The organism is Chitinophaga sp. (assembly GCF_036566945.1).
Lineage (GTDB): Bacteria > Bacteroidota > Bacteroidia > Chitinophagales > Chitinophagaceae > Chitinophaga.
This window is the reverse complement of the sequence record NZ_DATCVJ010000970.1, coordinates 1-7,481: the sequence shown is the minus strand read 5'-3', so window position 1 is coordinate 7,481 and position 7,481 is coordinate 1. Positions and strand designations below refer to the sequence as shown.

Below are 7,481 nucleotides of genomic sequence, written 5' to 3'. Positions count from 1 at the left end.
TATTGCACCTCCTACACCGGCTATTATAATAATATCATTTTTATCTTTAAGGGCTAGCTTAATCGATCTGTAATAATACTTTATAGGGTGTTCCGTTTTGTTCAGATCCGTATAAACCAGCTTTATTCCTTTATATGACGATAACGATTCATGATCCTTTTTCTCTCCCATTACCGACATTTCATAGCCAAGTTCAGTCAACCTACCGGCACATTCTTCTGCAAAAGTCTCGAAACCACCATATTTAGCTGGGATACCACGAGTGCCAATAATAGCAACTTTCATGTAACTGTATATTTTCAATATAAATACAAAAAATCAATTCCAGGATAATCACAAATATCAATGTTAAAAAACATATATAATAAGTATTTTATGGAAAGACTAACACAATATTACTAAAAAACTCAATAATCGTTGAATTTGCAATAATTAGGAACAGCAATAATTCGCTGGTTCCAATTGCGTTAATCTAAAGACTACTTCAGAAAACGAAGTAGTCTTTATTGATTTCTGATGTCTTTTCAAGGGCTATTGGCTATTTATAAAACGCTGTGCATCTTCCACTACTTGTTTGTAATCATTGATACTGTTAACGCTTGTTCTTTTGAACCTGCTCAATATAGTGGCCAGTTTGTTTAATTTATCATTCTGGTTATTTTTTTTCCATTCCCGTTGTAGGATTTCTATTTTCTCGAAATCCTGAATACCTTCTCTCAATTTTTCGAAACGGACAGAAGAATTATCGTTGGGATAAACCAACAGATAATCACCAGCCGGTAAACTTGGATGCCTGGTATCAGTTCCAGAATAAGTTACCCATTGGTTATAGGCATAGCGTGTATAACCATCATAATTATTGGCCACTGCATACCAACCTAAAAAAACCCCTTCTGCAGGATCAGAGTAGGTAAAAATATTCGGATGCTTCTCAGTACAACAGGTATAATCTGTGGTTATTTTCCCCTGCTTTTTTCTTCTATCTAGCATATCTAACGGCATGGTCAAATAAGACGCAATAGAAAAATAATCAACATTCTCCATGAACTCCGAATGATAGCCACCTGCGTAACCAACTTTGAAGTCAGGAACTGTACTCTTAACAAAATCAATGACTGCTTTGGTTTCTTTCGCGGGGCGCTCATCGATAAATAAAACAGTCCGATCAAACCAACCTTTATCTTTTAGGTGCTTTGCAAAGGCACTAAGCATCCCTTTCCAAAATGTCTTATAATCATCAGAAAGCAGTGTAAAGGCTTGCTTGGTATAATTCTGTCTAATTGTCATCCCTGATTTTGCTGGAGCTACTTGCTGCTTACTATAGTCCGTTTTATCATTCTTAAAATAAAATTCAAAATTGCTATTAAATGGGTAAAGGCCATACACACTAATCTGTTTGTTAATTCCTAACCCCATCATGAAGGTTACCCATTTATCAAAATTTGTAAAATCGTAGGTAAATTCATTATTAGCTTTCTTTTGAACCCGGATCATAAGGGTTCCTTCATCAGACCCTACCCCTTCCATGCTAAACATGTCCCAAAAAAAACTGGTAGTTATTACTTTTTCACCAGCATCTGCTAATCGTCTCATATTAGTTCTAATACGGGTAAAATGTTCTTCGCTCCAGGGTTTAACCTTGTAATACTTTGCTTCGCTCAGCGGAAACTGGCCAAGATCCAGAAAAAAATCCCATTTTAAAGGAGGAGGTAGTATATGGTTGGCAACCTGTATTGCTACAGTAAGTGTATCATAAATTCCTTTACTATCATCAGTACAAGTAAGTTTGCCTGTGTATGTTCCAGCCGGGACTGTGGAAGGAACTGACACACTAAGCCAAACCGGTTGCAATTGATTCTTATTAACAGTTATACTCTGTTGTGGAGATATAGCATCGGGAACACTCAATGTGGGCAGATTTGGAATCTTACCGCAATTCCCCCCTGACTCATTTGCTAAAATGTACCTGATAAATCCATAACTAAGTGCATTTGCAGGGAAAGATGACTGACCTGGCCCTTTAAAGTCAGTAGCTTTTACTGACAAATGTCGAATATTGGTGGACGGCCAAATCAATATCTGGGCACTGATACGTTCTCCCTTCCATGCCTGTAGAGACGTGGTAAGTTGCACTTTTCCAATCGGAGTAGTGTTCGCACTATACCTGACATTTGACGATGCAAATGATAAAATTGCAGATCTGTCTTTTATTTCTTTAATGGCATTAGTAGAAGAATCATCAGCCAAAGTTCCAGTCGATTTTCCATCCACAACAAATTTTTCGACTTTATTCATGGAATTTTCACTTACGGTTCCGTTGCAAAACACAAAAGCAGACGCAATGATACCTCCCAATATTATGGATTTACCCTTTCTTAACATACATTAAAATTAAAGGTTATTCAAGCAATAGCGGTCTTTGCCAAACGTTTTTAAAGCCAGGTTAAAATATTATATCAATTTTTATGACACTCTCTTCTTTCTGGTACCAATTAGCTTAAAGGAAATTTCTCATCAATAAAATGGGCAACATCGTCCTGAAATCGCGAAACCTGAAATTTAGCAAGAAATTTCTGTCTGGCTTTTACTCCAAATACTTCTCTCACTTTCGGATTTTCTATCATTTTTGCTAAATGATTAGCAAAACCAACATTATCACCAGCATCAATTAATATGCCGTCCACGCCGGATGCTATGGATTGTATAGCACCTCCGGTATTTGTAGCTATAACGGGTTTACCTGCACTCAATCCCTCCAGAATAGTTGTTGGAAAAGATTCGCGCATCAGTGAAGGTACTACCAAAATATCAGTTTCATTAAGCATAGGAGTAATGTTCTCCATAAATTGGATAAAAACAATCTGCGAAGAATACACATGTCCAGCTATGTCTGCCTGCAGTGTATCAATCAAATTCTCCCGTCCAGGAGCAGGGCCCCCAATAATACGAAATTCACATTTTGCAGCCATGTCGGCCGGTAATAAACAAATAGTATCAAGGAAAAACCAAATACCCTTTCCCCTGGTAATCCGCCCTATTAGGGTTACAATAACCTTATCGTTGTTCTTTGAGGAAATCGTTTGCTGCTTATCGTCGATTCCGTTAAGGATTACTGCAACTTTCTTGGTCATTTTTGAGTCCCGTACAGATAAAAGAAGATTTTGTCTTACAGGCTCAGATACACATATGACTTGATCTGCCCATTTTACAGCATACTTATTTATAATATTTGTAATAAGTCTTGGGGTTTCCAATATCTCATGCACATGCACCAATATTTTCTTCTGTAGCAAACGAAAAAGAAAGATCATAGGAAAACCAGCCAACGTATTTATATAGACAATATCTGGTTCATAATGTTTAATCTCTTTTCTAAAATAAAAAAAAGAAATTCTGAAACTATTAGCCGTATGGATTATTCCTTTTATTGTGTTCAATTTCCGGCCAATTAATGGCATATTGGGTCGGATGATCAAATTTATGCCACTGTCATTTTTTCTTATAAAAGAAGATAACGGCCCCTCCTCAGGTAAATACAATGTAACAGAATGCTGCGCAGACAATTTTTGTAGCACGGTTAACAATATTCTATTGGCACCATATAGATCGGAACTTGGGTTTATCATTAAAATTTTCATATGACCTGCTCTTGAGGCTTAATTGAGTATCGACTCTGATCGTTCGTATAACAATGAAGCATATAAATGAAAATGGCTAATATAATATAGAATGTCGAAGTCACAAATTCCTGGGTGATATAAGGAGCAACGACTAAATAATAAAATGCTATAGACGCCAAATAAAAGTATTTTCTTAAAAAGGCAGTCCATACAAATATAAGGCATGAGAAAATATAGGATAAATACCCTAAAAATCCATACGAATGAAGCAACATAGCATGTCCATTTTCAATATCTTTTCTTGAACTCCACGTAACATCGAATAAAATATTAGCAGTAACTTCATTTGTCCCCCTTCCAAAAAGATATACTTTCAATGAATGACTCTGCCAAAAGGAGATATTAAACCCTTCTAATAATTCACTACGGGAAGATATCGTATTGGTATTAAAAAGAGAAAGTAAAATTATATCCCAAAAAACAATAGTTAATATAAGAATGCACAGTAAATAAAACAGCAGCAACTTTCTGTTCTTAAAAAAAAGGATAATAAAATATGCCAGGAATGTAGCTCTGTTAAACGTATTAAATATTCCTATTGTGATCAAGGGATATATAATAAAGTTATCCAAAATGGTTACTTCCTTGTAATCTTTTCGCAGATAATATATCAGAAGACCCGAAATGCAAAGTGTCCCAAAACTTTGTGATGTGGACGTTAATCCATATGTTGAATGCAAAAAAGGTATTCCCTTGCCTCCCATTCCTGCTACATGCGGATTGATACCATGTACATAGGAGTCGGCTGCCAAAAGAAGCCCTACGATAATATGCAGTACTATGGCAAAATAGAAGAGCTCCAGGTAGTAAAATTTTTTGGACAAATTGAATGCGAAGAAGAAACCAATAACAGGAAAAAAAATCATGAAAGAGAAGGAAGAAATATTGGCCACCGCTGAAAATAAAGCAATACCTATTGACAAACCAAGCAACGTCCACTGATAGCGATTAAGGGTAAAGGATTGCTCATGCATGAATACGTAAAAAACAGAAAATACCAATGCTCCCATTTTCTCAAGCGGGAAAGGAATTAATTGGTTAGCAGTTGTCAGAAAAAAAAGGACAATCAGAAAGAAGTACTTCAACTTCCGTTGTAAATAGTTGGATAGCTTCGTATCATACAACATAATCTGTGGATCGACCTCATAACCTCCCATAATGCTAATCTTTTAAATCTACCAGCTCAAATAATCCCTCCAGCCAGGTACTAATATGTAATTTTTTAATCTCCTGATTTACAGATGAAGACCTTTTCTTTATAAACTCCTTATCTAAAACAGGACTATCAATATTAATCACACGAATATAATCTTCATCATAAAAAGATTCATGTACAATCTGTTTATTTGTAGTAATCAATTTTTTCCCGGCACCCAGCGCTTCAATTACTCTCATTGATAATCCCGATTGATTAACATTACTCAGGTCTATAATAACATTGGACCGTGCGTAGAGATTCAATACCTCCTTATATGAGAGCGATTCAAAACTGGTAATATCTCTGTTTATCCGCTTCCCCTTTGCCAATTGCATGTAATAATGAACTTTGTTAAGAAATACGTGATATTTTAATACCAAACTCTGCTCGTTGCAAAACTTAATTATTTTCTGCAACGCAGCTGTTCTTTCAGGCAAATAAGTACCGATCATTAACAAGTCGTAATCTATCACGCGATGTGCATTGATAGCGGCGATTTCTCTTGTATAAAAAAGTGGATGATATGGCAAGTTATATTTCTGGGCATCTGCGCTGTCAAACGTAATTGTTTTATCAAAACTATCCAACAAATGAAGATAATTATTCCTTTTTGCAGAGTCCCATTGATACTGAATACATTTGATTCCCGGATTTCTTTCTCTCAATACTTTGATAAAAGAAGAAGATAGAGATTCCCCCTTGATCAAAAAGAAATAATCAAACTGGACCGATTGTGTTTGTTCCAATATTCTATGATAATACTGATCTTGTTTTCTTTGAAAGTATTTCGGGCCTAATCGTTTTGAAAAGCCAAATTTTAAACCATAATCGCGCTCGGGAAAAAAGGATACTTTCGCCCCCTTTTCTTCCATTTCTTCTTTTAAAGCAACGTGATAATGATAGAATACAGGACCTATGAACAACACACTCTTACCATAAACTACTGACTGCATATCACTCATTTAAAAAGTCCTTTTTCCTTCATTTCTACAATAGACGCAGCATACTTATCTTCTACGATTGCCTGTTCTTTTACCCACTCCGCAAATCTACCAATACCTTCAGCAAAGGAAACAGTTGGCTTGAATCCCAGCAAAGCTTCAATTTTAGATAAATCAGCATAGTTATGACGAATATCTCCCAACCGAAAATTTCCGTTGATTTTTACAGGAATATCAATACCGTATCTGCTTATCAATTCATTTGCTACAGTTAGCACATTAGTTGCTTCTCCAGCCCCAACATTAAGTATTTCATTATCTGCACGTTTACTTTCCAGGCACAAAATGGTAGCATTAACAACATCATCTATGTATACGAAATCGCGGCTTTCAAGCCCATCCTCGAATATGTTGATAGTATTCCCATTTCTTATCTGCGTAGAAAAAATTGAGAGTATACCTGTATAAGGATTAGATAAAGATTGCCCCGGACCATATACATTCTGATAACGCAACGCCACCCCTGCAATGGATACAGATTTACAGCAGGTCATCACCAACTGCTCTTGTGTTTGCTTGGTAATCCCATATACGGATGAAGGATGAATTTTCGACATCTCATCTGTTGCAACTAATTCCAATGTCTTACAGCCAGGATATTTTACTTCGAAATCGCCAGCGGTCATAGCTTCCATACTCCTTGAATCAGGATAAACATAACCTAGTTCCTGACTTCTATATCTGCCCTCACCATAAATAGATCTGGAAGATGCTACTATAATTTTTTTTATACTATGTTTGGTATTGGTTAATATATCTAACAGTAAGGCAGTACCGCCTACATTTACTTCCGTGTATTTATGTACCTCGTACATCGATTGTCCAGTGCCAGTTTCAGCAGCATAATGAACAATCGCATCCTGTCCTGCTAAAGCTGCTTCCAGATCCTCCCTTTCCACTACACTACCTTTTATAAAAGTAACCTTACCCAATATCGACTTATAAAGTGGTGAATCTTTTTCGGGATTATTACCATGTATCTGAGTAGATAAATTGTCTAATACAGTAACACAATAGCCTTTTTCAACTAACTTTAAAGACAGATTACTTCCAATAAAACCAGCTCCACCGGTTATCAAAATATTCTTCATTCTGTTTATTTTAAATTCTTAAATTTTGATGATATCGGGCGTTGGCTAATCTATTTTTTTAAACGCGCCTGACAATTCGGTCGGCTTCCATTCATTAGATACGAGACAAAAACGTTTTACTATTCTTGCTGGTGCTCCCACTGCTATGCAATAATCCGGAATATCCTTTGTAACCACTGAATTGGCTCCAATCACGCAATTCCTTCCTATTCGTGCTCCCAATACACAAACATTTTCACCTAACCATGTCCCATCACCAATTACCACTTCGTTTTTCTGTATTACTTCCTGTAACATAATCGGCACATTGATATCTGCATATCCGTGTTGGTTGTCCGAAATATAAACTTTATCCGCAGTTAATACGTTTTTACCGAGTATAATACTTTTTGTTGCATAAATATGGTTAAAGTTCCCAATAACGGTTCCTGCCCCTATTTCCAGCACACAATCCTCTCCTGCCATTATTGGTACCGCAGCCAACCAGGTTCTATACTGTACGGCAACATTG

At 36.3% G+C, this 7,481-nt stretch carries 7 protein-coding genes; all 7 read right to left on the bottom strand.

The genetic code is table 11. The features are described 5' to 3' along the window. On the bottom strand, nt 1-285 hold a 285-nt coding region (locus VIP81_RS29125; protein ID WP_331969985.1), incomplete at its 3' end, for a DUF1972 domain-containing protein. Between the two features lie 246 nt (nt 286-531). After that, complete coding sequence (locus VIP81_RS29120; RefSeq protein ID WP_331969982.1) at nt 532-2,295, bottom strand: DUF4091 domain-containing protein; 1,764 nt, start codon at nt 2,293-2,295, stop codon at nt 532-534. Between the two features lie 197 nt (nt 2,296-2,492). Then, a complete protein-coding gene (locus VIP81_RS29115) occupies nt 2,493-3,638 on the bottom strand; it encodes a glycosyltransferase family 4 protein (protein WP_331969979.1) in 1,146 nt (381 codons plus the stop codon). Beyond that, nucleotides 3,635-4,837 carry a hypothetical protein gene (locus VIP81_RS29110; protein WP_331969976.1) on the bottom strand — a complete coding sequence of 401 codons (1,203 nt, stop codon included), beginning with the start codon at nt 4,835-4,837 and terminating at the stop codon, nt 3,635-3,637. Before VIP81_RS29110 ends, VIP81_RS29115 begins: the two co-directional genes overlap by 4 nt. Before the next feature lie 4 nt (nt 4,838-4,841). Then, nucleotides 4,842-5,831, bottom strand: coding sequence for a hypothetical protein (locus tag VIP81_RS29105; protein ID WP_331969973.1), 990 nt, complete (start codon nt 5,829-5,831; stop codon nt 4,842-4,844). A gap of 5 nt (nt 5,832-5,836) precedes the next feature. Further along, on the bottom strand, nt 5,837-6,970 hold the full coding sequence (locus VIP81_RS29100) for an NAD-dependent epimerase/dehydratase family protein (RefSeq protein WP_331969971.1): 1,134 nt from the start codon (nt 6,968-6,970) through the stop codon (nt 5,837-5,839). 45 nt (nt 6,971-7,015) lie between these two features. Further along, a partial coding sequence (locus VIP81_RS29095; protein ID WP_331969968.1) for an acyltransferase occupies nt 7,016-7,481 on the bottom strand: 466 nt, incomplete at its 5' end.